This window comes from Parabacteroides sp. PM6-13 (genome assembly GCF_029892605.1).
Lineage (GTDB): Bacteria > Bacteroidota > Bacteroidia > Bacteroidales > Tannerellaceae > QVMG01.
In genome coordinates this window covers 58185-83633 of the sequence record NZ_JARXWF010000013.1, presented here as the reverse complement: position 1 = coordinate 83633, position 25449 = coordinate 58185, and the positions used below count along the sequence as shown (strand labels likewise).

Sequence of the window (25449 nt, the reverse complement as noted above, 5' to 3'; positions counted from 1 at the left end):
GGTTTACAGTGAGCCGTAAGCAGTGGTTTTCACTGCTTACCGCTTGACTGTTTACTACTATTAGATGTACAAATTAACGATTGCTTCGTAAAGCTCTTGCTTGCCGCTGGTTTGAGCAGGCTCGCCTTTTGCCTTCGCGTATGCAACGATCTCTTCCAAAGAGAGCTTTCCTTCTTCGAATTCTTTTCCTTTACCGGCATCGAAAGAGCTATAACGATCTTCCAACATCTTCGGCATCGGAGATTCTTCTAAGATAGAAGCAGCTACTTCCAAAGCACGAGCGAATGCATCCATACCGGCGATATGTGCAATGAAGATATCTTCCAGGTCGGTTGAGTTACGACGTGTTTTAGCGTCGAAGTTCGTTCCGCCACCTTGCAATCCACCACTGCGCAGGATCACTAACATAGCCTGAACCAGTTCGTTGATGTCGATAGGGAATTGGTCGGTATCCCAGCCATTCTGATAATCACCGCGGTTAGCGTCGATTGAACCCAACATATCTGCATCAGCAGCACATTGCAATTCGTGTTCGAACGTATGACCTGCCAGCGTAGCGTGGTTTACTTCGATATTCAATTTGAAGTCTTTATCTAAGCCATGTGCGCGCAAGAAGCCGATCACTGTTTCCGCATCCACATCGTATTGGTGCTTCGTTGGTTCCATCGGTTTCGGTTCGATCAGGAAGTTACCTTTGAAACCTTTGCTGCGAGCGTAGTCGCGAGCGGCTGTCAACATCATAGCCAGGTGCTCTTTTTCCCGTTTCATTTCGGTATTCAAGAGAGAAGAATAGCCTTCGCGACCTCCCCAAAATACATAGTTTTCGCCTCCCAGTTCGATCGTTGCATCGATAGCATTCTTGATCTGAACCCCTGCGCGAGCCACTACGTCAAAGTCAGGGTTGGTAGCCGCACCGTTCATATAACGTTTGTGTCCGAATACGTTTGCCGTACCCCACAACAGTTTGATGCCTGTTTCTGCCTGTTTTTCTTTCGCATAAGCGACAATAGCTTTCAGGTTAGCTTCATATTCTTCGATTGAGTTACCCTCGTCGATTAAGTCTACATCGTGGAAGCAATAGTATTCAATGCCTATTTTCTGCATGAATTCAAAGCCTGCATCCAGTTTTTGCTTGGCTATTTCCAAAGCCGAGTTGCCTGCTGCCCAGGGGAAAGTCTTGGTGCCACCACCAAATGGGTCTCCTCCTTCTGCGCAAAGGGTGTGCCACCATGCCATAGAGAATTTGAACCAGTCTTTCATTTTACGTCCGTAAACCATCTTTTCCGGATCATAATAGTGGAATGCCATTGGGTTTTTAGACTCTTTTCCTTCGAAAGCGATTTTCCCAATGCCAGGGAAATACTCGTTGTTACCTTTGTTGATACTCATGATTCTTACTGTATTAATTAAATGAATATTAAATCTGTTTTTCCAGTTTCTCTTTCCATACTTCGTAAGCAGCGCAATAGCTATCGGCATGGATGCCGTCCGGCTCAATCACCTGCAGTTTTTTAAGCGAAATAAAAGCCTCCTCCGGGGAAGCATAAATACCCGCACCTATTCCGGCTCCACGGGCTGCACCTGCTGCCCCATCCGTATCATATAATTCGATTTGGGCGCCGGTTACTCCCGACAGGGTGTCGCGGAAGATCGGGCTCAGGAACATATTGGCATTACCGGCACGGATCACACTGATGTCGATGCCCATACCATTCATGATATCCATACCATATTTGAAGGAGAATACGATCCCTTCCTGTGCGGCGCGTGCCAGATGTGCTTTGTTGTGAATGTTGAAATTGATGCCGTTCAGTGAGCAACCAATCTCTTTATTGGCGAGCATACGTTCCGCCCCATTCCCAAACGGCAACACAGAAACGCCGCCGGAACCGATGGGCGCAGTGGCCGCCAGGTCGTTCAATTGATTGTAGCTCAACTCTTCGCCGATCATGCGTTTTGTCCAGGAATTCATAATACCCACGCCATTGATACAGAGTAATACACCCAAACGTGGGTTCTCTGCCGTATGGTTCACGTGGGCAAAGGTGTTAACGCGTGAAAGCGTGTCGTAGTTCACCTGATCGTTTACCCCATACACCACACCCGATGTGCCGGCTGTTGCGGCGATCTCTCCGGGATTCAGGACGTTAAGCGACAAAGCGTTGTTAGGCTGATCGCCCGCGCGATAGGTCACCGGAGTGCCTTTCTGCAGACCCAATTCTTCGGCAATAGATCCGAGCAGTTCGCCCTGCAACCCGAAGGTGGGTTTGATATCGGCAATTACCTCCCGGTTGAAGCCATAATAATTCATCAGATCATCCGACAGGCTGTTATTTTTGAAGTCCCAGAATATCCCTTCCGACAAGCCCGATACCGTCGTAACGATATCGCCCGTCATGCGCATAGCGATGTAATCGCCCGGCAGCATGATCTTATGGATCTGATCGAATAGCTGCGGTTCGTATTCTTTTACCCAGGCCAATTTAGAGGCCGTGAAGTTACCGGGGGAGTTAAGCAGATGTGCCAGGGTATGTGCCTCGCCCATATTCTTAAAGGCTTTTTCGCCATAAGGCACCGCGCGGCTATCACACCAGATGATCGAAGGACGAAGCAACTGCTGCTTCTTGTCCACCAGCACCAATCCGTGCATCTGATAGGAGATACCAATTGCTTTGATATCTTTTCCGCTGGCATTCGCCTGAGCCAAAGCACCTGCAATAGCCATTTTCAGGTTTTTCCACCATTCGTTGGGATCCTGTTCGGCCCAACCCGGACGAACAGCATGGATCGCTGCCTCCTGCTTAGGATAAAAGTCTGAACCAATAATCTCACCTGTTGTCTCGTCTACAAGCGCTGCTTTAATAGAAGAGCTTCCTATATCACATCCTAATAACATATTATTACTCCAAGTTTTTATTGAGCTTAGCTCTTTGTTTATTATAAATTATCTTGTCAAAACGATAATAGCGGGGCGAGCGATGTGCCGTACCCTCTTTCCGGTCTTCGGTTGGCAATAGGTATTCCCACGATTTCATCTTCTTATGGAAATTACGTACGTCCAGTGTCTTATTGTACAGGATCTCGTACGTGCGCCGCAATTCTGAGGCCGTGAATTTCTTTTTCAGGTAATTAAATACGATCGCCGGTTCCCGATCGATCCATAACCGTATCTCTTTGACGGCTTCGTTGACGATCTCATTGTGGTCGAAGGGCATACGGGGCAGGCTGTCGATCGCCACCCAGTGTTTGGATTCATATTCGCTGTCAGCGGTTTTCTTGTCGGGCTTGCATAGAGCCAGGTAAGCCACTGTGATGATACGAATACTGCCCTGATAGGCCTGCATGATCTTTTGGTTCGAAGCCGATTCCAACCAGATCACATCCTCTTTATTCTTTGTACGCATAGGGGAACCGAAACAGCGGAACTGGTGCAGTTGCACCCGTTTCATACCGGTCGCATCGTTCAGCGTTCGGTTGGCCGCTTCATCCAGGTCTTCTGTCTGGTAGATCAATCCACCCGGCAGTTTTAACCCCAAAGCATGCCCATGTTGATCCTTTCTTTCTACCAACAGGACAGAAAGTTTATCGTTAACGATGGTCATTAAGACGCAGTCTACCGATACGTGCGGATTGAACATTTTTGCGTTTTCCATGTGTACTCACTCGAATAATCAGTGCACAAATATATGTATTAATTTCATATGTCAAAATTTTATTCTCATTTTTTACAACATGTAAACAGCTTAATATAAGCATGTTTATTATCTTACTTTGTACAATAACAATTTATCACTTTGTGTAAACGATACAATAACTACCTTTGTGTACTTTGTACAATATAGTATTGATGGGCATTTTCCACAAAAGCAGGCGACAAAAAATGACATTATCTACACCGGGAAATAGACCAGCTTGTAGGGAGCGAATAAAAAGTAAGATGTAAAGAGGCTGTCAAGCTGTTGTCAAAACGTGGTGAGCTGGTGGTATGAGACGATTTCCCGGAAGCGTACAGATAAGGGAAGGAGTACCTCCATACTGCCTAAGGGGTGCCTACGTACTGCCTACGTACTGTCTACGTACTGTCTACGTACTTTTTACGTACTTTTTATATAGGCACTATGTAGGCACCATATAGGCACTATATAGGCACTCCCTAGGCACCCCCTAAATACTGTTAAAACGTAAGTTAATCACCCTGGATACAACCCGTTTTCTCGGTATATTCCTATCAAAAAGAGTCTTATTTCGGGGAATTGGTTACTTTTTGATAGTGAGAAAAATGCGAATTTGAAGCTTCATTTTATGATTTATTAACATATGACCTGATTTAAGGTCATTAAATAGCGAAAATGCAGGAGAGATGGCAGGTTCTCTTGTGGTTATTTCTTTTCTTTACTCTGCGACTTTTCACAGCTTTGTGGCAGGAATTTAGTTCATTGATAGTATCTTTGGAGGGCATTTCATACGTCATGCGTATAAAAAACAAGAATGGTATATGAAAATAATCACCTATAATGTAAACGGTTTACGTGCCGCTATTGGCAAAGGTTTTCCTGCCTGGTTAGCCGAGGAACGGCCGGACGTGCTCTGCCTGCAGGAGACTAAATTGCAGGAAGATCAGTTTCCGAAAGAGGTTTTTGAGGCGTTAGGCTATCACAGCTACCTCTTCTGTGCCGAGAAAAAAGGCTATAGCGGCGTGGCGATACTGTCGCTGCAGGAGCCGGACAAGGTAACCTATGGCATGGGTATAGAGCAATACGACCGGGAAGGACGGTTTATCCGGGCTGACTTTGGCGATCTCTCTGTGGTCAGTGTCTATCACCCTTCGGGCACCAGTGGCGACGAGCGGCAAGCCTTTAAGATGGAGTGGCTGGAAGATTTTCAACGGTATGTGGTCGATTTGCAGCAAGAGCGGCCGAACCTGATCCTGTGTGGTGATTACAATATCTGCCATGAGCCGATCGATATTCACGACCCGGTGCGCAATGCGAAGAATAGCGGTTTCCTGCCCGAAGAACGTGCCTGGATGACTCGTTTCCTTGCCGCGGGATACATCGACAGCTATCGACACCTGCATCCCGACGCGGTGGGCTATACCTGGTGGAGCTATCGCTTCAACGCCCGGAAAAACAATAAGGGATGGCGTCTCGACTACTGCATGACAAGCGAACCGGTGCGCCCCCTGATCGGAGAGGCAACGATCCTACACGATGTTCACCATTCGGATCATTGTCCGGCTACACTGACAATCCATAAATAACGCAAAGAGCAAGAAAATAGCTATGGCAAAACAAGGTACCCTATTGGTTGTGGATGATAACAAAGGCATACTGACAGCCGTTCAGATGTTGTTGAACGCCTATTTTGAAAAGGTGATACCCCTTACCAATCCCAATAAGATAAACGCTACGTTGCAGGCAGAGAAGGTTGATATCGTTCTCTTAGATATGAATTTCAGCGCAGGCATCAACAGCGGAAATGAAGGATTGTTCTGGCTTTCGGAGATCAAGAAAAAGGAGCCCTCCCTGCCGGTCATTCTCTTTACGGCCTATGCCGACATTGAATTGGCGGTCAAGGGAATCAAAGAGGGGGCAGCGGACTTTGTTGTTAAGCCATGGGACAATCAAAAACTGATCGAGTCACTGCAAAACGCTTACAAACAACGAAAAGGCGAGAATAAAGCCCGGCGGAAAACACAACCGCTATCGACCGAAAGCGGTATGTTCTGGGGAGAGAGCCCGGCGATGCAGCAATTGCGTCACCTGATCGAGAAGGTGTCGGTAACCGATGCCAATATCCTGATCACCGGAGAAAACGGGACGGGGAAAGAGATGTTAGCCCGGGAGATACACCTGCTTTCGCGGCGTAAGAACGAGGCGGTTATCACGGTCGATATGGGAGCGATCACGGAAACACTGTTCGAAAGCGAACTCTTTGGGCATGTAAAAGGGGCGTTTACCGATGCCCGCGCCGATCGTCCGGGCAAATTCGAAGCCGCCAACAACGGCACCCTCTTCCTCGATGAGATAGGTAACCTGCCTTATCATTTGCAGGCAAAGCTACTGACGGTGCTTCAGCAACGGGCGGTGGTGCGCGTAGGCAGCAATACGCCTATTCCGGTCAATATCCGCCTGATCAGCGCTACCAACCGGGATCTGACGCAGATGGTGCGTGAAGGAGCGTTCCGCGAAGACCTCTTGTATCGCATGAATACGATCCATGTAGAGATCCCTTCGTTGCGTCAACGCATCGAAGATGTGATTCCCCTGGCGGAGATATTCCTGGTCAAATATGGCAATATCTACGGAAAACCGAACCTGCAATTATCGCCTCAGGTAAAAGAAAAGCTGAAAGAACTGCCCTGGATGGGAAACATACGGGAACTGGAACATACCATTGAGAAGGCGGTTATTATCGGCGAAGGGAAGGTGTTGGATATCGCTGACTTCCATTTTCCACAAAAGCCGGTGACTCCACTCAAGGAATCGACCACCTTGGAGGAGATGGAATACAACATGATCAAAAATGCCATGGATAAATGCAATGGCAACCTATCGATGGTCGCCAGTCAATTAGGGATCTCGCGACAGACACTCTATAATAAGATTAAGCGCTACGGATTGTAAAAACAGACCAGGAGATGAAACAACTAACGACGATCCGCCTTATCATCAAGCGAATAGTTGATAATATCTATTTCCGCCTATTGCTGGTGGTAGGATGTACGATACTCACCATGTGGTGTTATCAATCAAGTAAATGGGAAGGGTTTCTCTTATCCTTGATCGGGTTATTTGCCTCCCTATTGTTGACCCGTAACCTCTATGGGAAAAATGCCCGTAAGATCGCTTTTATGTTCGATGCGATCGATAATAGTGATTATGCCTTTAAGTATGCCACGCGGGGGCATGCTTCTGATGATAAATTGGTCAGTGAGTCGATGAATCGTATCACCCAAATACTCTTTCAGGCAAAGTCGGAAGCGGCACAGCAGGAGAAGTATTACGAACTGATTATGGACTCGGTCTCTACCGGTATTATCGTATTAGACGACAACGGCTATATCTACCAGACCAACAAAGAGGCATTGCGCCTGTTGGGCTTATCGGTATTTACCCATGTCAAACAATTAGCGAAGGTAGGGGCAGGCGTGGCTCAGGTGATGCAGCATATACAACCGGGCGAAAAGCATCAGATCTCCTTTACGAACGAACGGGGAACGGTCTATCTCTCCCTGCGTGTGTCGGAAATGACCCTGCAATCGAAGCATCTGCGCATTATAGCCATCAATGATATCAACCGCGAACTGGATGAGAAGGAGATCGACTCCTGGATCCGACTAACACGGGTATTAACACATGAGATCATGAATTCCGTAACACCGATTACCTCACTGAGCGATACACTCCTTTCGATGCATCAGGAAGAGGTGAATGAAGATATCCGAAGCGGACTGGAAACGATTAGCACCACCGGTAAGGGCTTGATAGCTTTTGTGGACTCTTATCGTAAATTCACCCGTATACCGACGCCTGTGCCTACCCTGTTCTATGTAGGCAAGTTCCTGGAGAGAATGATACAGTTGGCAAGACATCAGAACAATTATCCGATGATCGAAGTCGTAAGCCTGGTAGAGCCCGATGATCTGATTGTTTACGCCGACGAGAATCTGATTACCCAAGTGGTACTCAATCTATTGAAAAACGCTATGCAGGCGATTGGCGGTGAGCGGAGTGACGGGAAGGTGTTGATACGCGCCTATTCGACAGAAGAGGAGGCGGTCGTTATTGAGGTGAGCAACAATGGTCCGATGATTCCGGCCGAAGAGATCGAACATATTTTCATTCCTTTCTTCACCACCAAAGAGGGTGGGAGTGGGGTCGGACTCTCTGTCTCCCGACAGATCATGCGCCTTTCGGGTGGCAGCATAACGCTGAAAAACAACCTGCCGCCCTTCTCTACTACGTTTGTACTGACCTTTCCGTAAAGAGTTTAAAAACGAAAAAGCTGCCCGCAATCGGACAGCTTTTCTTTTTTTCAACAGTTATTTGTCGGTTTTTATATGATCGTTAAATCGACTAAGGTTGCATCCGGTGCATTCTTTTTAACGGATTCAATACCATTCTTCATAGCTGCTTCGCTACTATACATCTCGCTGGTACCGATTACTTGTCCGTTTGTTGCTTTGAGATTGAAATAAGGACGGTTGTCTTTCGACGTCTTTATCTCAAAACGAGTATCAATTTGACTGTTCTTACGTACAGATTCAATACCCTTTTGACAACTGTCCTTGGCTACGTATCCTTCACTTGCCAGAATTACCTGACCGTTACTTGCTTTCAAATTGAATTGGAACTCTCCATTCTTTCTCTTTGTAATTTCAAACTTTCCCATACTATTTCTCTTTCTTTTATTGTTTACTATTGATATAACAAAGAAGAAGGAGAGTTGGTTCAGCATTAACAAAATTAAACTATTTCAGGTGTATGCCATCATGAAATGCAAGCGGTTTTGCAGGTTTACCTCGGCTACGCCTCCGTCGATATCGAGGAAGAGAATATTCATTTCCGGATATATCTTTTTCAGCCTCTTCTCTACACCACGCGCTACAATATGGTTGGCAATGCATCCGAAAGGCTGTATGCAGACCACTTTGTTTACTCCCTGACGGGCATAACAGGCCACTTCTGCCGGGATTGACCAGCCTTCGCCAAACTGATGTGCCAGGTCGAGCACCTCAGAAGCATACTCTGCTTTGACAAAAATCGACTCGGAGGGCTCGTAGAACCGGAAATTTTTCATGCGGCTCTCAAACACCTGCATTTGTTTGTTGATATATTTCCAGGCGATCGAGTTGAAGAGATCGCCCAAAATAGTCTCCTTCTTGATGCCATTCTTCACGTTGGTCTGCGCATTCACGAAGTAGGGTAGGACGAAATCCATAATGGGCGGCGTGTGTACTTCCATGCCTTTCGAACGCAGCCACTCGGTGATATGTGCCTGACCATAGTTGTTGTATTTCAAATAAATCTCCCCTATCAATCCCACTTTGGTAAACACACGGTCATAGATCGCTACCTGGTTGAAATCGGCAATGGCCTGCTCCAATAGCTCTACGAGGCATTGATGATCGTTGCGCTGCGTAGCCTTCACCCCCTGTTCGATATAGAAATCAAACAATTGCTTGCTTTCTCCCTCTTTCTTCTCCCGGCTAACGAGCGAGCTATACATACTTTGAATCGCATCCGCATAGAGTATCGCGTAGATAATGATGTGAATCAATTTGACAACCGGGATCTTAAAGGCACGCTGGTCGTTCTGATACACCTTGCCTGTGCTGACGGCCAAGATGGGGATATCTTTGAATCCGGCACTCCGGATGGCATTCTTTATTTGGGAAATATAATTCGTTGCCCGGCATTGCCCGCCGGTTTGCGTGATGGCTACCACCGTATTTTCCAGGTCATACTGCCCGGATTGCAAGCCCATAATGATATCCCCCACAATCAAGGTCGAAGGGTAACACACCTCATTATGCCCGTATTTCAAGCCTATCTCTGCCGATGCCTTTGATGATTTGGGGAGGTTCACAATCCTATACCCCGCCAATTTACCAATAGCCGGGATAAAAGGAGAGATATAATCGGCAAACCAAGGGATAAGAATAGTCTTCTTCCGGTCCTCCTTTTTATAGGTTACCCCATAAGCTTCAAAGCCTTTTGCTTCCGAAGGCATATCTGTTGGCTGAATAGCTTTCAGCGATTCGATCAACGAGCGCAGGCGCAAACGAATAGAGCCGGGGCTGGCGATTTCGTCGATACGCAATATCGTATGGTTCTTCCCGGCTTGTTTTAGGATGTCTCCGATCTCATCCATAAAGAAGGAGTCGGGGCCACATCCGAAGGAGTTCAGTTGAATATACTGCACATTTCGGGGCGACTTTGCCACCTCCATGGCGGCTTGTACTGTGCGGTTGGGATAAGACCACTGGGATACGATATTCAAGACACCAAAGCCTTGCTGGTTTGTCACGCGAAACACATCATCCGTAAACACATAGCCTCCCAGGTCAGACAGGATCTGTCCCACCTTCTGATGAATAAGCGGGTCGGCATGATAGGGACGTCCGGCAACCACAAAGACGGGTTTGTTGTTGGTCACCGCCTCGTCAAAGATTCTTTTTTGCTCGACAGCCAGCTTCTCTTTGGTGGCGGCACGCTCCTTCAGAGCATGCGTAAAGGCACTTCGGAAAATCCCTTTAGGCACCCCTAAGGAGGAGATATAGATCCAACAAGCCTTCTCAAGCGCCTGATCGCTACTGAAGGTAACCACCGGCTTGTCGAAAGGAATGCCAAAGCGCTCTTCCGGGTTCATGGCCGAACGGATCACATCGGGATATCCGCTGACTACCGGACAGTTATACGAGTTATTCGCTTTTCCGAATTCAGCTTCTTCTTTTGGCACAATGGGGTAAAAGATACGATCCACTCCTGCCTCTGCCAAGGCATGGATATGCCCGTGTACCAGCTTGGCCGGGAAACAGATATTCTCGGACATTACACTGCCGACCCCTTTCTGATAAAGCGCAAAGGTAGACTCCGGCGATAATACTACCCGCAGACCGCAATCGGTGAACAAGCGATGCCAGAAAGGATAATTCTCGAACATATTCAATACCCGCGGAATACCTATAACAGGCAGGGTTTCGTTTTGCGCCGTAATCTCTTCCCGCTGGAAAAGGATTTCGTTCTTCTTTTCAAACGCATTGTATCCTTTTTGATGAACCGTGTTTTTGTTGAAAAAAACCTTTTCGCACTTATTCCCTGCATAAGAGGTGTTCCCATTCTTGAAGCGGAAACGCAAGACGGAGCATTTATTGGTACAGCCTTTACACTGCAACTCTTTGGTTTCGATATGATCGACATCGGGCAGGGCTTCGTGTCCGGTGAACGAGGTGGTCTTTTCTTCATTCCATCTTCGCTGGGCATACAAAGCAGCCCCCAGGGCACCCATCAGTTCGGGATGGTCCGTAGTGCTGACTGTTTTCCCGGATAGCTGCTCCAACACACGGTAAACCGCGTCGTTGCGGAAGGTTCCTCCCTGTACTACGATGTGGTCGCCCAGTTGGTTCAGGTTATTTATTTTAAGCACCTTGTATAGGCAATTCTTCACTACTGAATAGGCCAGTCCGGCTGCAATATCCCCGATTTCAGCGCCTTCCCGCAGGGCTTGTTTCACTTTTGAATTCATAAACACCGTACACCGCGAGCCCAGATCGCTCGGACAGGCCGACAGACAGGCAGCCTTCGAGAAGTCGGATAGGGAGATGTGCATGGTTGAGGCAAAGTTTTGCAGGAAAGAGCCGCAGCCCGATGAACAGGCCTCGTTCAGTTCGATGTTAGAAATAACCCCTTGATCGACAAAGAGCGACTTCATGTCCTGCCCGCCGATATCGAGTATGAAGGAGACTTCCGGATCAACATATTGGGCACCGGAGAGATGTGCCATCGTCTCTACGATCCCGTAGTCCAGGTTAAGGGCCGAGCGCACCAGGTCTTCTCCATATCCTGTTACAGCCGAAGAGAGGAAGCGGTAGTTTACCCCCTTTTCCGCCGCGGCGCGATAAAAGGCCTGCAGGCCTTCTACCACCTTTTTCAACGGATTGCCTTCGTTCGCACTGTAATAAGTATAAAGAATATGTCCGTCTTCTTTCATCACGACGATCTTGGTCGTGGTCGAACCGGAGTCGATGCCCAGGAAACAGCTTATGTCTTGTTGAAGCCCTAAAGGCTCCATCTTGATTCTCTTGATCTTTCTTGTCTCTTTCCACTGGTTGTACTCCTCTTCCCCTTTGAACAGAGGGGGCAGGGTGTCTTTCTCTTCCGTTTTGGTGGCGTTTAATTGCTGAAGCAACGCTGGGATATCGACCGCCTGGAGGTTCTCTTCCTCCTCTTTTAATAAGAGGGCGCAGCCCAATGCCGGGAAATATTCGCCGTTTTCGGGCATAAGAAAATCCTCCTCTTTCAGTTGAAGCAATTCCCGAAACGCATGGCGAAGTGCCGGCAGGAAAGTCAACGGGCCACCAATACACAATACTTTACTTTCGATATCATATCCTCGGGCCAATGAGGTGATGCATTGCAGGGCTACCGTATGGAGAATAGAAGCCGATAGGTCGTTCATCGGTACGTTCCGGCAAATCAGATTTTGCACGTCCGTCTTGGCAAATACACCACAGCGCGATGCGATCGGATAGATCTTATCGTACTGCATCGCCTGCTGCCCTAACTCTTCAATAGATATATGCATCAGGTCTGCCATCTGGTCGATAAACGCGCCCGTACCTCCCGCACAATTCCCATTCATACGGATATCAGGCTGCTTTCCGGCGTGAAAGAATACCATTTTAGCATCTTCACCACCCAGATCGATCAAGGTACGCGTTTCGGGATAGAGGCGATTGACTACCTCCACGGATGATACCACCTCCTGCACAAACGGAATGCCCGTACGTTCGGCAATGCCCAACCCGGCAGAGCCTGTGATTTGTATCCGGTAAGAAAACGCAGGGAAGGTATGGATAATCGTATGAAGCTCTTCCGCGAATATGCGGTTGATATTGGCTTTATGACGACGATAGGTTTTGTAGATGATGGTGTCGGAAGGGTCTAATACGATCATCTTTATCGTAGTAGAGCCCACGTCAATGCCCACACGGCACACTTGTTGATCTTTCTTCATGTTAATGTCCTCTTCTTTATTAAACGATCGTTTAATTTATAGGCAAAAAAAATATTATGGCTTGAGAGCTTGTATGACAAAACGTTTTACATAGTCTTTATGCTGAACCAGTACCTCATGATATTCATCCATGGATCGGCCGGTTACTTTAACAGCCAACGAACCGAAAATGAAAGGGAATATACAAAGGGAGAGTATGTTCAGAAGTAGGTCTAACACCGATGTTTCCCGGATATTCCCTTGCTGAGCCTCCTCTTCCAAACGCTTGGATATTTTAAGGAAGATATCGTAAGGCTCGCGCCTCTTGATGCGTTCAGGCAGTCTTTCCGGGTGCTGATTGACCTCATACAGTATGAAAATAGGTATCTGTGGATATTCCATCAAACTTTCGTAATAGGAATCGATCCATTCTTCTATCAGCTCCAGGATCGGCAAGTCTGAACGGAGTACGGAAAACACCCGGTTCATTACTACATCGAACGCCTCTTCGAAGATGTATTCAAAGAGGTTGTATTTAGAGTGATAATAGTAATTGATCATCGCTACATTGGTCTCCGACGCAGCCGCTATCTCCCGGATGCTCGTACCATTATAGCCCTTCTCAATAAAGAGGCGGCGCGCCACCTCCAGAATCCGACCTTTTACATCTGTATTATCTTTTGCGCTAAACATTTGTTTTAAACACTTGTTTAATGCAAAGGAACGGTTTATTATCGTCTCAGCAAAGGTTTAGGGGCTTATAAAGCCTAAAGGATGTTAATAAAGCTTACGTTTAAAATATTCTCACCCGCGTGAGAAAAAATTCTCATGCGGGTGAGAATAAAAAAACACGTCTCAGTCAGTTTTTTTGTACCTTTGCGCCTTATTATTAATCAGTGTAATTTTTTAGAATACAAGGAAAATGGCAAAAGAGCTGAAAGAACTTACCAAAAGAAGCGATAATTACTCGCAATGGTATCAGGACCTGGTCATTAAAGCCGAGCTGGCGGAGAACTCCGCGGTGCGCGGTTGTATGGTAATCAAGCCATACGGATATGCCATCTGGGAGAAGATGCAACGTGTGTTGGACGATATGTTCAAAGAAACCGGTCACGTCAACGCTTATTTCCCCTTGCTGATTCCCAAGTCTTTTTTAAGTAAGGAAGCGCAACATGTGGAAGGATTTGCCAAGGAGTGCGCCGTGGTAACCCACTATCGTCTGAAAAACGACCCGGAAGGGAAGGGTGTGGTGGTTGATCCGGCGGCAAAGCTGGAAGAAGAATTGATTATCCGTCCGACATCGGAAACAATTATATGGAATACTTACCGCAATTGGATCCAGTCCTACCGCGATCTGCCTATCCTGGTGAATCAATGGGCAAACGTAATGCGTTGGGAGATGCGTACGCGTCTGTTCCTTCGTACGGCAGAGTTCTTGTGGCAGGAAGGCCATACGGCTCATGCTACGCGTGAAGAAGCAGAAGTAGAAACACGCAAGATGCAGGATGTCTATGCTACTTTCGCCGAACAATATATGGCTATGCCGGTTATCAAAGGGGTGAAATCGGAAAGCGAACGCTTTGCCGGTGCGGAAGATACCTATACGATCGAAGCGATGATGCAGGATGGCAAGGCGCTTCAGGCAGGTACCTCGCACTTCCTCGGACAGAATTTCGGTAAGGCTTTCGATGTGACATTCATTGATAAAGAGGGCAAACAGGAATATGCCTGGGCTACCTCCTGGGGTGTTTCTACCCGTTTGGTGGGGGCGTTGATTATGGCTCATTCCGATGATAACGGTTTGGTATTGCCTCCGCTGTTGGCTCCGATACAGGTGGTGATTGTTCCGATCTACCGCAGCGAAGAGCAACTGAATGCAATCCGTGAGAAGGTAGGTGGCATTGTGGCCAACCTGAAGAAGCGGGGTATCTCGGTTAAGTTCGATGATGCCGACAATAAGAAGCCGGGCTGGAAGTTTGCCGAATATGAACTGAAAGGGGTACCCGTTCGTTTGGCAATGGGTGGCCGTGATCTGAAAAACAATACGATCGAAGTGATGCGTCGTGATACTCTCGAAAAAGAGACCATCACCTGCGACGGCATCGAAGAATATGTACAGAATCTGTTGGATGAGATCCAAAAGAATATCTTCCAGAAGGCATATGACTTCCGTGAATCGCATGTGATCTCGGTAGATACCTACGAAGAATTCAAGGAAAAGATCGAAGATGGCGTATTTATCCTGGCTCACTGGGACGGCACACCGGAAACAGAAGAGCAGGTGAAAGCGGAAACCAAAGCCACCATCCGTTGTATTCCATTGGAAGGCGATAAGACACCGGGCGTATGTATGGTGACTGGTAAGCCATCCAAGCAACGCGTTGTATTCGCAAGAGCGTATTGATAAAGAGAGCCTACGCTCATAAATAAACGACAAAGGGCTGCCCAATCAGGCAGCCCTTTGTCGTTTATTAAAGTCTATAAGGATATCAAGGTATTTAAGGCCTAAAAAGCAGCAATCCGCCAAACAAAAAACTCTTCTGCAAATTAGTTAATATGAGGCAAATATAGGACTTTAATTCATATGTTTGAGATCATTGTGGAAATATTTCTTTAATATAATTTAATCCATACATTTACGCCGTCAAAAGACTAACTAAACTAAGAATTAAGACATGAAGCCAAAATTGAAAATCAGGGATTTGACCCTTCGTGATGGTCAGCAGTCTTCCTTTGCGACACGCATGACCCAACAACAAATTGACCGGGTGTTACCTTATTACAAAGACGCAGGTTTTTACGCGATGGAGGTATGGGGCGGAGCCGTTCCCGACTCTGTCATGCGCTACCTGGAGGAGAACCCCTGGGATCGATTGGAGAAGATTAAAGCAGCCGTAGGTGATGCCTCTAAACTAACAGCGCTGTCGCGCGGACGTAATCTTTTCGGCTACAACCCTTATCCCGACAGTGTGATCGATGGTTTTTGCAAAGAGAGTATCGATTCCGGCTTAGGGATCATGCGTATCTTCGATGCCTTGAATGACATCAACAACATTCGATCGACCATCCACTCCGTGAAGAAGTATGGCGGTATGGCCGATTGCGCGGTATGCTATACCATTGATCCGCATTTCACCATGGCGGAGCGTCTGAAAGCGCAGCTGAAAGGGAAAAAGCTGCCTAACCATATCTTTACGGATGACTATTTCCTCCGGAAGGCAAAGCAGATGGAGGCGCTGGGCGCTGATATGATTACGATCAAAGACATGAGCGGACTGATCCCGCCCAGACGGGTAGCAGGCTTAATTAAACTTTTCAAGAAGCATTTATCTATTCCTATTGATTTCCATACCCATTGTACGCCCGGCTACGGATTGGCTTCTGTACTGTCCGCTATTGTGCATGGGGTGGATATTATCGACACCAATATATGGTATTTCGCCGGTGGCCCGGCTGCTCCGGCTATTGAGTTGATCTATGTTTTCTGCCAGAAACTGGGCATCGAGCTGGATCTGAATATGGAAGCCATCGAAAAGATCAATGGCGAACTATTCTATATCCGGAAAGAGCTGGAGGATTTCGATGTGGTGAAACAATACCCGAATAAATTCTCCCCATTACGCGATCAGCTGCCGGAATCGGTAGACAACCTGTTCGACGTAGCTATAAAAGCGGCAAAAGAAAACAACGAAGAGACCTTGGTAAGGGTTTGCCATGCCATTGAAGCCTATTTCGGATTCCCTAAACCGGACGAACTGGTGAAGAAGGCGGAAATACCGGGCGGTATGTACACCAATATGGTTGCGCAGCTCAAGCAGTTGAAGAGCGAGTTTATATTGCAACGTGCCATGGAGCTGATACCACACGTTCGACTGGATGCCGGTTTGCCTCCATTGGTAACGCCTACGAGCCAGATCGTCGGGGTGCAGGCGGTCAATTGCGCGCTCGACGAAAAGAACGGAAAACCCAAATACTCGAATGTATCCAATCAGTTCCGTAACCTGGTGAAAGGAGAATATGGAGAAACACCTGTACCTGTTGATCCCGAATTCCGTTTTCAGATTGCCGGTGTACGTGAGGAAACGCCTTACGACACGTCGGCTTATGAGACACAACCCAACCCGGTCTTGGAGGATTGTGGTGGTGTGAAGCTGGCGGAAAACGACAAAGAGCAATTATTGTTGGAACTCTTCCCCATCGTTGCCAAAGATTATCTGACAAAGGTCAAGAAAGAGCGATATCAAAAAGAACACGCCGGAGCCGTGGGAGAGGAGTCTTCGAAAGAGACCACCAAGCAGACCACACAAATAACCGGTCGTGTTATCACTTCGCCCATGCCGGGACGCGTTTTCCAATTATTGGTAAACCCCGGTGATATGCTCAGTGGCGGAGAGAATGTGTTGATCCTCGAGGCGATGAAGATGGAGAATAATATCTCTTCTCCTTATGCCGGCAGGGTAAAGCAGGTGTTGGTCAACCGGGGCGACTTTGTGCCGGAAGGCGCTCCGATGTTGGAGATAGAATAGGGGAGTATATAAATCGAGTAGGGGCTGTCCAACTTTTTGGACAGCCCCTACTGTTTTTATAGTAAAATCCTTAAGGACTTCTCTGATTACTTAAACACCGAATCTTGCAAGCCTGTGTTTACTTCCACCGTTTTGAAAACCGTTTTCATGGCTTGTCCCATCACCGATTGCGTCATCTCATGCGGGAACTTCACACCATTCACCTCACGGTAGTCGCCGATATCGCTAATGGTCTGCATCTCGCCCATAGGAGACTGAACGGTCTGTACGCTGCGCAATTTCAATCCGCTGGCTACGCTGTAATACTCCGTTGTGGCGTTTCCGTCGCGTTCTACCTTCAAGGTATAAGCCTTTTCGCCATTCACCTCTTCTACAGCGCCTACAGTCAGGGTATATCCATTCTGCAGATAAGACATTTCAGGAGCAAGACCCGTGCCGTTTTTAATCGCGTCGTACTCTTTGCCTTCGGTCAGTTCCTGGCTTCCCTGCATACCTGATACGCGCAGTGTCTTGCCGTCGAAAGCCATTTTCTGGATCACCATTCCCTGTATAGACATAGAGGTCACAGACATATTCGGTTTCTTGAAGTATTGTTCCACGACTCCGGTCTGTCCCATCATTTCCATCTCGCCAACGATCTTATAGTCGTTCACCTTATCGATAGCCTCTTGGCCACCCAGTGCTTTCACATAGTTAGCTATGATCTCTTCAGCGCTTACATTGGCCACTTCTGCTTTAGGGGCTTCGATCGGGTTCACATCGTAATCATACCATTGCACCTTTCCGTCACCGGCAAAACGTGCCAACGCGTCTGCATATTGCTTGTCGCCGGTCACTACGATCCAGGCATTCTCCGGTTTGATATATTTCTTGGCAGCCGCCTGAATATCGGCAGGAGTCAATGCTTCCAGACGTTTCAGGTAGTTACGGTAATAATCTTTCGACAGGTTATATTTGTCGATGTTCACGGCAAACTGAGCCATTGTTTCCGAGTCGGCCAGTGAGCGTGAGAAGTTACCCGCACGATAGGTCACAGCATCTTTCAGTTCCTGTTCGGTTACCGGTTCGTTGATGATGCGATTGAACTCATAAAGCACTTCATGGATAGCGCTATCCGTAGCCGCAGCCTTCACCGATGCCGCTCCGCGTCCGCTTGTCAGTGACATGGAACCCACCTGTTCGCCGGAAGACAGGCTGGTATAAATACCGTATGTCCAGCTTTTATCTTCGCGCAGGTTCATAAAGAGATGACCGGTTCCGCTACCGCCCAAGATCTGGCTCATCACGGCTGCCGCGTCGTAGTCAGCCTCTTTCACGTTGAACTGGATAGGATAACAAACATCGATAGCCGATTGCACAGCGCCCGGTTTGTTGGCAAACGCCACTTTCAATTGTTCCGGCGCGGTCGGAATAGTGTACTCAGCCACAGGCACATTCTTCTTTGCCCATTTGCCGAAATACTTCTCCGCCTGCTTTTTTGCTTCCTTCAGGGAGATATCTCCAACAATCACCAGACGCGCTACATTCGGTGCGAAATAGGTATTGTAATAGCCTTCCAGGTCTGCCAGGGTAATGTTATCCAATGTTTCCAATGTTTCCACTTCACCCGCGGGATATCCTTTGCCATAAATAAGGGCGTTCGCTATACGGCTTGTGATCTGTCCCGCGTCATCTCCCAGCGTATTGAGGGCCGTTTTGTATTTTCCTATGTTCAGATCGAATTCTTCCTGTGAAAACACCGGATTGAAAAGCATATCTGTCATGATATCCAATGCCTGATCATGGTATTTCTTTAGGAAATAGCCATATCCGCCACCACGGTGTACGCCACCGCGCATCGCGATCATGTCGATGTCTTTGTTGAGTTGTTCTTTCGTGCGGTTTTTGGTAGCCGTACCAAACACATCCGAGAACAGGCCATTCATGCCCGCTTTCTCACCCTGCAACTGTTGTTTCACGTCCAACTGCAAAGAGTAATATACCAAAGGGGTGTTTTTATCCTCTACCAGGAACACTTTTAGCCCGTTCTTAAGCGTAAATATCTGGGCATCTTTGATGTTCACCTCCTTAGCCGGAGCCGCCTCAGGGCGGATGCTTCTGTCGAGAGTCTGTGCCTTAACGCCTATAGAGCAGATAAGGACAAACAATAAACTATATATAATTTTCTTCATGTTATATTCTTTTTTTAGGATTATCGTTGGGATTATTCTTTCTCAGCCATCGGCAGGTAATGAAGCACCACCCGTGAGTTGGTTTGCAGGTATTTCTTGGCAACCGCCATCACATCTTCCCGCGTCACCGCTTCATATTGTTCCAGTTCCTTGTTCACCAGGCTGGCATCTTTGAAATAGGTATAGCAATTAGCCAGGGCTTCCGCTTTACCCGACAGGGATTGCAAATTAGCAGCTACCGAAAACTCTTTCGCTGCCAGCACCTTCTGGAACTCCTCTTCCGACACCAATTCTTTCGACATCTTTTCTATTTCAGCTGTCAGAATAGCCTCTACCTCGTCGAGCGACTTACCCATATTCGGAATAGCCAGGACATAGAGCAATCCGGGATCTTCGCTACCCATCGCCATCGCCAACGTTTGAATGGTCATCCCTTTATCGTCCAGGTTCGTTTTGAAACGGGAAGAAGCACCTCCGTAGAGGATACGGGTCAGGATATCCATCGCGAAATAGTCTTTTGTTCCCATAGCCGGCACATGGTAAGCCATGAATATCGCCGGAAGCTGGATGTTATCATATACGATGTCGCGGATCTCTTCTGTCTGTTGAGGCTCTACGACATTCGGACGGTGCATAGGAAGTGTTCCTTTGGGTATGCTTCCGAAGTATGTATCGATCCATTCACGTGTCTGCTTTTCGTCGTAATCACCGGCAATCACCAATACACAGTTGTTAGGCACATAATAGGTGTCGTAGAAATTCTTGATATCATCGAACGTAGCCGCGCGGATATGCTCCGGATCACCGATCGTTTGCCATTGGTAGGGATGCTTGGTAAAGGCTCTTTTGCCCAATTCTTCGATGAAAGTACCATACGGCTGGTTGTCGTAAGACTGCTTGCGCTCTTCGATTACCACGCCTTTTTGTGTTTCCACACCGATCTCATCTATTTTCGCATGAAGCATACGTTCCGACTCCATCCACAACGCCAATTCCAATTGGTTAGACGGCATGGTCTCGAAATAGAACGTTCTGTCTTGTGAAGTGTTGGCATTCAAGGAACCTCCCGCAGCCTGTACCAGTTTGAAATACTCACCCCGGTCAATATTTTCAGATCCTTCAAACATCAGATGCTCAAAGAAATGGGCAAATCCTGTACGAGAGGGGTCTTCATTTTTGGCGCCTACATGATACATCAGCGATACCATCACATTGGGCGTACGGTCATCCTGATGAAGAATAACATGCAATCCGTTCGGCAGATCGTATTCCACGAACTTGATTTTCTCCGATTGTCCATTTGCCGTCAGAATACTGGCAAAAAAGACAAATAACAACATTAATTTACTTTTCATACTTTTGAATTAATAACTATTTATGATGCAAATGTAACAATTTAAAGGCGGAAGATACAAAACCATCTACTTTTTCGTCAAATGTTAAAATTCATATTGTCAGCAAAACGCCCCTTTTCGCAGCAATCCGATACGTTAAAAAGTGTTACCCGCCCGACTAATTTTAAATACCCCTACGTTTTCGGAAAAATACTCCCGCATTTTTGACAAAATGACAAATCGGATTTTTTAAGAAAAGGTGTAAGTTGACATATATTCACACACAATCAAATGAAGTAACTTTCCCTCATTCGCAAAAGAAAAATATGGAAAAGTCATTATCTTTGCTGTGATTAAACCATAGTAAGAATGAACGCAAAAACTAAACAACAGATTATTGATCTTATAAATCGGGAGGTGATTCCTGCGATTGGATGTACGGAACCGGTGGCGGTTGCTTTGGCAACGGCACGCGCTTCGGAGGTGTTGGCTCAAACGCCGGAAAAAATAGAGGTGCAATTAAGCGGAAATGTATTGAAAAACGCGATGGGCGTGGGTATTCCCGGAACCGGGATGGTCGGATTGCCTATCGCGATTGCTTTGGGTGCGCTTGTCGGCAAATCGGCTTATGGGCTGGAAGTGTTGCGCGATATCACTCCCGAAGCCTTAGAAAAAGGGAAACTCTTTATAGAGGAGAAAAGGATATCCATCAGCCTCAAAGAAGCGGATGTCGATAAGCTCTATATAGAGGTAGGCTGTTTCTCTGGTAAAAACCAGGCGCGGGTGATTATCTCCGGCGGGCATACCACGATTGTCTATGAAGAAAAAGACGGGGCGGTGTTGTCTGACAAACGCGGTTTGGTTTCTGACAATCAAGAGGAGGAGCGGGAAGAAGATATTCCGCTTACGTTTGCCCTGGTGTATGAATTTGCCAATACCATGCCGTTGGAGGATATTCGTTTTATACTGAAAACGGCGGAGGTGAACAAGAAAGCCGCAGAAGAATCGATGCATAATCACTTCGGACATACGGTGGGACGCATTGTATCGGGCGAAACGGGTAAAAAATGGCTGGGCGAATCACCATTCACCCATATGCTTGCGATGACAGCCGCCGCTTGCGACGCTCGTATGGATGGGGCGATGATTCCGGTGATGAGCAATTCGGGCAGTGGAAACCAAGGATTGGCAGCCACCCTGCCTGTCGTTTCGTTTGCAGAGGATATACATTGCTCGGAAGAAGAATTGATTCGTGCCCTTATGCTGAGCCATTTGATGGTTATCTATGTCAAACAGAGCCTGGGCAGGCTTTCCGCCCTTTGCGGATGTGTCGTAGCGGCGACCGGCGCCAGTTGTGCCATTACCCAGTTGATGGGCGGAAACCGGGAGCAGGTGATTTACGCGATCAAAAATATGATTGGCAACCTGACCGGCATGATCTGCGACGGTGCCAAGCCCAGTTGTGCCATGAAGGTGTCGAGCGGTGTTTCCACTGCGATGCTTTCCGCGCTTATGGCGATGGAAAATAAGGTGGTCACATGCGTGGAAGGGATTATAAATGAAGATGTGGATCAAAGCATCGCCAACCTGACACAGATCGGCTCCAAAGGCATGGAAGAAACCGATAAATTAGTTCTTTCTATTATGACAAAACAGTAAAATACTTGCACTTTTCCATTCAAAGAGCGACTGATGTAATGTCTACCGCTTTATTGTTTCAAAAAATATGTATTCAATCAGTTTGTTTTGTCGCTAATATATCGTATTTTAGCGACATAAATAAACGAAAAACCAAATGCAATCGATTGAATCAAAGATTATTGCCAGCATATCAAAATGCGGAAGAGGTTCTGTTGTTTTTCCTTTGGATTTTGCTGGTTATGGGGAACCGAAAGCTGTTCAAAAAGCCTTCGAACGATTAACAGCAGATAAAAAAATAATCCGAGTAGCTCGTGGAATTTACTGTTACCCAAAGATTGATAAGAAGTTGGGACTTGGCATTCTTTATCCTACGTTTGAGGAAATTGCAATTGCCATTGCAAAACGCGACAAGGCAAAGATTGTTCCTACCGGAGTTCATGCATTGAATAAACTCGGACTGTCTACGCAGTTCCCTATGAATGTGGTGTATTTCACTGACGGATCTCCTCGTAAAATCAAGTTGCAAGAGGAGAGGGGCATAGAGTTCAAACATACAGCAAAAAAAAATATGGCGTTTCAAAATGATTTCACCATGCTGCTTACATTTGCTTTACGTGAGCTTGGCGAAGGTAATATTACCGATGAACAGCTGACGCATGTCAAAGCCCTTGTCAGTCAATACCCATTTGAAAGTATTAAAAACGACTTTAAACTTATCCCTGCATGGATTCGTAAAATAATACTTTCCGCTTATGAATAAATTCCTAACACTTGCCGTCGCCCAGCGCAGGTCAATTTTTGAGCAGACAGCTGTGCGAAAACACCTTCCGGTGCGAGCAGTTGAAAAGGATTTTTGGGTGACGGAAATTTTGAATATTCTTTCTTTGTTGCCTTATGCGGATAAGATAGTGTTCAAAGGTGGAACATCACTAAGCAAGGTATGGAATGTGATCAAACGTTTCTCGGAAGATATTGATATTGTCGTTGACCGTAGCTTGTTTGGTATAGAGGGGGATGTGACGAAAAAACAACTAAAAAAACTCCGCAAAGAATCTTCGTTATTTGTAAGAGATACCCTTGTGCAAGATTTGATATTTGCTATTGAAAAAGTTGGACTAAGTGAGTTTTTTACAGTTATTCCTGATCCGGATGGGGAAGGCGATGCTATGTATCCGGAACCTCGACAAATTCATGTCTTCTATCAGTCCGTTTTTCCAATAGAACATAACGTCTATCTTCGCGATGAGGTACTGCTGGAAGTGGGGGCTCGTTCATTATTTGAGCCAACAGCCATCGCGAAAGTTGAATCTTTTGTAACTGAAATGTTTCCACACCTCACGTCACGTAATTTGGGGACTCATGTTGTTGTAGCTGTAGCAGAAAAGACATTTCTCGAAAAAGCATTTCTTTTACATGAATTATTTTCGACAGACGGATGTCAAAATGCCAATCGCAAATCACGCCATCTTTATGATCTCTACAAAATGATTGAAATAGGCATCGTCGACAAAGCGATTTCTAATGACAACCTCTGGGAAGCAATCCGTCATCATCGTGAAATATTCACCCCCGTGCGCGATGTGGATTATAGCTGGGATGTGCGTAGTCGCATTTGTCTATTGCCTCCCGAGAAAGTTAGAAGTGAATGGCGGAAAGATTACGAATCAATGGTCGAAAACATGATTTACGATGATGTTGTTCCGTCTTTCGATCAAATAATTGAAGCGATGAAGCAACTTCAAAATGCATTTCAGCAGTCTCTGTTATGATTTTCTTTTGCCGTTTGCGGAAAAAGCTGTATTTTTGTTATTTGTATAAGATAAAATCAAAGCATGGAGCGATATTTAATTATCAAGACGCGAGATGAATTATTGCGTATCAGAATTGGTCAAATACTTTATTTCGAGGCGGATCGCAATTATACTAAACTTTTGCTTACCAGTGGGATTCAATTTACTTTTGCTATCAACATCGGCAAGATAGAAGAGATGCTGGAACGCCAGGTGGAAGGCAGCAAAAAGATTCTGATGCGTGTAGGTAAGAGCCATATTATTAATAAGAACCATATCTTACAAATTCACCTGCCCAAGCAGCGCTTGATCTTGCTATCCAACGAAGGAAAGCCTCGTGAATTGAATATCTCCAAGGATCCCCTGAAAGCATTGAAAGAATCGCTGGAAAAGGAGATGGGTAAAACGGAAGCATAATGATTAAAATAGGCAAGGAAAGCGACAACCAGTACATTGTAGACGACCCACACGTGAGTCGCCATCATGCCCAGCTTGAAAAACAAGAGGATGGGGTATGGTTGCTTATTGACCTGAACTCCACAAACGGCACCTATGTGAACGACCAGCAGGTGGCTCGCAAGCGGGTGAATACAAAGGATGAAATCCGGTTCGGAGAACATGTCTGCTCTCTTTCCGATATCCTTAATCAGCATAATGACTACAGCGAAGAGTTCGCTTTGTTGAAGGGAATATATGATCGTTATATTGAATCAAAAGTTAAGATACAATCATCGAACCAGTTCAAAACAAGACTGTTACAATCTATTCCATTCGCACTACTCGGGGTGGTTGGGGTGACCCTAAGCTTTCTTGAGAAAGGTAGCCCTTTGTTGATGGTAATCAGTTTCATTGTGATGGTTTGCGCACCGACAATAGGCATTTTTCTTGGCGCCAAACAATCGGCTAAAGTGCCACGACAACTGCAACACATCGCGAATCAGTTCAAAATTGATTATGTCTGCCCGAAATGCGGCACGTTCCTGGGCGAAATACCCTGGGAATCGCTACGAAACAGAAAGCAATGCCCCGTCTCTTCGTGCAAGGCCAAATGGATTAACGAATAAAAAGGGTTTTCGTCATATGAAAGAGATACTTTCGTACAATAAACCCAAGTCTTTGATTATAAGAGATTGTTATCTGTTTGCTAATCTAACACTTTTCGTACATTTGTATAATGTAAGATGCGCTTCGGCAATATCAAGCAAGCTTGATTGCGCTCAGCTTTCAATACATTTGCTTTGTATTTTATGTCTTATTAAAGTGTAGT

At 46.4% G+C, this 25449-nt stretch carries 18 protein-coding genes; 10 read left to right on the top strand and 8 right to left on the bottom strand.

Features of this window, described 5'->3' with window-relative positions:
• Positions 1–60: 60 nt before the first annotated feature.
• From xylA to M2134_RS12655, 3 genes are read right to left on the bottom strand one after another with little or no spacing between them, the layout of a single operon-like run.
• Positions 61–1389 (bottom strand): xylose isomerase, encoded by a 1329-nt coding sequence (gene xylA, locus M2134_RS12665; RefSeq protein ID WP_280751681.1) that lies wholly within the window; start codon positions 1387–1389, stop codon positions 61–63.
• A gap of 28 nt (positions 1390–1417) precedes the next feature.
• The gene (locus tag M2134_RS12660) at positions 1418–2896 is read right to left on the bottom strand and encodes an FGGY family carbohydrate kinase (protein WP_280751680.1); all 1479 of its coding nucleotides are present in this window, start codon (positions 2894–2896) and stop codon (positions 1418–1420) included.
• Between the two features lie 4 nt (positions 2897–2900).
• The gene (locus M2134_RS12655; protein WP_280751679.1) at positions 2901–3653 is read right to left on the bottom strand and encodes an NUDIX domain-containing protein; all 753 of its coding nucleotides are present in this window, start codon (positions 3651–3653) and stop codon (positions 2901–2903) included.
• An 842-nt stretch (positions 3654–4495) separates the two neighbouring features.
• On the opposite strand from M2134_RS12655, the gene M2134_RS12650 reads away from it, so the two are divergent.
• From M2134_RS12650 to M2134_RS12640, 3 genes are read left to right on the top strand one after another with little or no spacing between them, the layout of a single operon-like run.
• Positions 4496–5260, top strand: coding sequence for an exodeoxyribonuclease III (locus tag M2134_RS12650; RefSeq protein WP_280751678.1), 765 nt, complete (start codon positions 4496–4498; stop codon positions 5258–5260).
• Positions 5261–5282: 22 nt separating this feature from the next.
• Positions 5283–6626 carry a sigma-54 dependent transcriptional regulator gene (locus tag M2134_RS12645; RefSeq protein ID WP_280751677.1) on the top strand — a complete coding sequence of 448 codons (1344 nt, stop codon included), beginning with the start codon at positions 5283–5285 and terminating at the stop codon, positions 6624–6626.
• A gap of 32 nt (positions 6627–6658) precedes the next feature.
• Positions 6659–7987: an ATP-binding protein gene (locus M2134_RS12640; RefSeq protein WP_280751702.1), complete on the top strand. Its 1329-nt coding sequence runs from the start codon at positions 6659–6661 to the stop codon at positions 7985–7987.
• Between the two features lie 71 nt (positions 7988–8058).
• Here the strand turns inward: M2134_RS12640 and M2134_RS12635 are convergent, their stop codons facing one another.
• From M2134_RS12635 to M2134_RS12625, 3 genes are all read right to left on the bottom strand, one after another.
• A complete protein-coding gene (locus M2134_RS12635) occupies positions 8059–8394 on the bottom strand; it encodes a YegP family protein (RefSeq protein ID WP_280751676.1) in 336 nt (111 codons plus the stop codon).
• A gap of 84 nt (positions 8395–8478) precedes the next feature.
• Positions 8479–12741, bottom strand: a complete 4263-nt coding sequence (locus M2134_RS12630) for an acyl-CoA dehydratase activase (RefSeq protein WP_280751675.1) — start codon at positions 12739–12741, stop codon at positions 8479–8481.
• A gap of 54 nt (positions 12742–12795) precedes the next feature.
• A complete protein-coding gene (locus tag M2134_RS12625; protein WP_280751674.1) occupies positions 12796–13413 on the bottom strand; it encodes a TetR family transcriptional regulator in 618 nt (205 codons plus the stop codon).
• A gap of 229 nt (positions 13414–13642) precedes the next feature.
• Between M2134_RS12625 and proS the strand changes: the two genes are divergently transcribed.
• Both proS and M2134_RS12615 read left to right on the top strand, forming a co-directional pair.
• Positions 13643–15124: a proline--tRNA ligase gene (gene proS / locus M2134_RS12620; RefSeq protein WP_280751673.1), complete on the top strand. Its 1482-nt coding sequence runs from the start codon at positions 13643–13645 to the stop codon at positions 15122–15124.
• A 271-nt stretch (positions 15125–15395) separates the two neighbouring features.
• Complete coding sequence (locus M2134_RS12615) at positions 15396–17246, top strand: biotin/lipoyl-containing protein (RefSeq protein ID WP_280751672.1); 1851 nt, start codon at positions 15396–15398, stop codon at positions 17244–17246.
• Between the two features lie 86 nt (positions 17247–17332).
• On the opposite strand, the gene M2134_RS12610 is transcribed toward M2134_RS12615, so the two are convergent.
• Both M2134_RS12610 and M2134_RS12605 read right to left on the bottom strand, forming a co-directional pair.
• On the bottom strand, positions 17333–19417 hold the full coding sequence (locus M2134_RS12610; RefSeq protein ID WP_280751671.1) for a pitrilysin family protein: 2085 nt from the start codon (positions 19415–19417) through the stop codon (positions 17333–17335).
• A 32-nt stretch (positions 19418–19449) separates the two neighbouring features.
• Positions 19450–20772, bottom strand: a complete 1323-nt coding sequence (locus M2134_RS12605; protein WP_280751670.1) for a pitrilysin family protein — start codon at positions 20770–20772, stop codon at positions 19450–19452.
• 348 nt (positions 20773–21120) lie between these two features.
• On the opposite strand from M2134_RS12605, the gene M2134_RS12600 reads away from it, so the two are divergent.
• The 5 genes from M2134_RS12600 to M2134_RS12580 all read left to right on the top strand — a co-directional run bounded on the left by M2134_RS12600 (position 21121) and on the right by M2134_RS12580 (position 25246).
• Positions 21121–22410, top strand: a complete 1290-nt coding sequence (locus M2134_RS12600) for an L-serine ammonia-lyase, iron-sulfur-dependent, subunit alpha (RefSeq protein ID WP_280751669.1) — start codon at positions 21121–21123, stop codon at positions 22408–22410.
• A gap of 136 nt (positions 22411–22546) precedes the next feature.
• Entirely contained in the window at positions 22547–23152 is a 606-nt protein-coding gene (locus tag M2134_RS12595) for a DUF6088 family protein (protein ID WP_280751668.1), read from the top strand.
• Positions 23145–24161 (top strand): nucleotidyl transferase AbiEii/AbiGii toxin family protein, encoded by a 1017-nt coding sequence (locus tag M2134_RS12590; protein ID WP_280751667.1) that lies wholly within the window; start codon positions 23145–23147, stop codon positions 24159–24161. The genes M2134_RS12595 and M2134_RS12590 overlap by 8 nt, the downstream gene beginning before the upstream one ends.
• A gap of 63 nt (positions 24162–24224) precedes the next feature.
• On the top strand, positions 24225–24599 hold the full coding sequence (locus M2134_RS12585; RefSeq protein WP_280751666.1) for a LytTR family DNA-binding domain-containing protein: 375 nt from the start codon (positions 24225–24227) through the stop codon (positions 24597–24599).
• Complete coding sequence (locus M2134_RS12580; RefSeq protein WP_348525044.1) at positions 24596–25246, top strand: FHA domain-containing protein; 651 nt, start codon at positions 24596–24598, stop codon at positions 25244–25246. The genes M2134_RS12585 and M2134_RS12580 overlap by 4 nt, the downstream gene beginning before the upstream one ends.
• The last annotated feature ends 203 nt before the right edge of the window (positions 25247–25449 follow it).

Bases quoted from the DNA above. Each gene is read 5' to 3' on its own strand.
- M2134_RS12655 (WP_280751679.1), bottom strand. From the start codon at position 3,653: ATGGAAAACGCAAAAATGTTCAATCCGCACGTATCGGTAGACTGCGTC.
- M2134_RS12650 (WP_280751678.1), top strand. From the start codon at position 4,496: ATGAAAATAATCACCTATAATGTAAACGGTTTACGTGCCGCTATTGGC.
- M2134_RS12595 (WP_280751668.1), top strand. From the start codon at position 22,547: ATGCAATCGATTGAATCAAAGATTATTGCCAGCATATCAAAATGCGGA.
- M2134_RS12645 (WP_280751677.1), top strand. From the start codon at position 5,283: ATGGCAAAACAAGGTACCCTATTGGTTGTGGATGATAACAAAGGCATA.
- M2134_RS12590 (WP_280751667.1), top strand. From the start codon at position 23,145: ATGAATAAATTCCTAACACTTGCCGTCGCCCAGCGCAGGTCAATTTTT.
- M2134_RS12625 (WP_280751674.1), bottom strand. From the start codon at position 13,413: ATGTTTAGCGCAAAAGATAATACAGATGTAAAAGGTCGGATTCTGGAG.
- M2134_RS12600 (WP_280751669.1), top strand. From the start codon at position 21,121: ATGAACGCAAAAACTAAACAACAGATTATTGATCTTATAAATCGGGAG.
- M2134_RS12605 (WP_280751670.1), bottom strand. From the start codon at position 20,772: ATGAAAAGTAAATTAATGTTGTTATTTGTCTTTTTTGCCAGTATTCTG.
- M2134_RS12615 (WP_280751672.1), top strand. From the start codon at position 15,396: ATGAAGCCAAAATTGAAAATCAGGGATTTGACCCTTCGTGATGGTCAG.
- M2134_RS12630 (WP_280751675.1), bottom strand. From the start codon at position 12,741: ATGAAGAAAGATCAACAAGTGTGCCGTGTGGGCATTGACGTGGGCTCT.
- M2134_RS12660 (WP_280751680.1), bottom strand. From the start codon at position 2,896: ATGTTATTAGGATGTGATATAGGAAGCTCTTCTATTAAAGCAGCGCTT.
- xylA (WP_280751681.1), bottom strand. From the start codon at position 1,389: ATGAGTATCAACAAAGGTAACAACGAGTATTTCCCTGGCATTGGGAAA.
- M2134_RS12610 (WP_280751671.1), bottom strand. From the start codon at position 19,417: ATGAAGAAAATTATATATAGTTTATTGTTTGTCCTTATCTGCTCTATA.
- M2134_RS12585 (WP_280751666.1), top strand. From the start codon at position 24,225: ATGGAGCGATATTTAATTATCAAGACGCGAGATGAATTATTGCGTATC.
- proS (WP_280751673.1), top strand. From the start codon at position 13,643: ATGGCAAAAGAGCTGAAAGAACTTACCAAAAGAAGCGATAATTACTCG.
- M2134_RS12635 (WP_280751676.1), bottom strand. From the start codon at position 8,394: ATGGGAAAGTTTGAAATTACAAAGAGAAAGAATGGAGAGTTCCAATTC.